This window comes from Sedimentibacter sp. B4, assembly GCF_000309315.1.
GTDB classification, from domain to species: domain Bacteria; phylum Bacillota; class Clostridia; order Tissierellales; family Sedimentibacteraceae; genus Sedimentibacter; species Sedimentibacter saalensis.
The window spans coordinates 1-482 of record NZ_CANG01001116.1 but is presented as its reverse complement, the minus strand read 5'-3'; the positions used below and the strand labels follow the sequence as shown (position 1 = coordinate 482).

The following is a 482-nucleotide window of genomic DNA, read 5'->3' as shown; positions in this document are numbered from 1 at the left end:
TGCCGACCCGCCCTCGGGGTGCAAGTTCCGCACCCGTTGCTTCCGTTACGCCGCCCTCGGCGAGGCCGACCAGGCCCGCTGCCGCGAGGTGTCGCCGGAGCTCACCCAGAAGTCCAGCGACCATCGGTTCGCCTGCCACTTCCCGGTTCCGGTGCCCGGCGAGACGGAGGCCTCCGCCTCGGTCTGAGCCCGCACCTGCCTGCCGACCGGGGATTCCGGTCGGCAGGTCGAGTGTGCCGGGCAGGGGAGCGGGCCCAAATGGGGTCGAAATCCGCGACTGGAACAGATCGTTAACAGGTCGTTACGCCGTGTGGCGCGCTCGCGAGTCCCTCAACGAGTATCGTCGGCTGGTATCTGAATGGCAGCTGTGCGGCGCCGTAGCGTCGTGCCTGCCGTCAATCACACGGAGGTAATGTGAAGGCTTCAAGAATCCTGATGCCGCTGATCGCTACTGGTCTCGCCGTGACCAGGCGGCCTGTGGT

At 67.0% G+C, this 482-nt stretch carries 1 protein-coding gene; it reads left to right on the top strand.

Annotation, left to right across the window (positions count from 1 at the left end; genetic code table 11):
• A partial coding sequence (locus BN358_RS28200) for a hypothetical protein (protein WP_232233442.1) occupies positions 1 to 187 on the top strand: 187 nt, incomplete at its 5' end.
• Positions 188 to 482 lie beyond the last annotated feature (295 nt).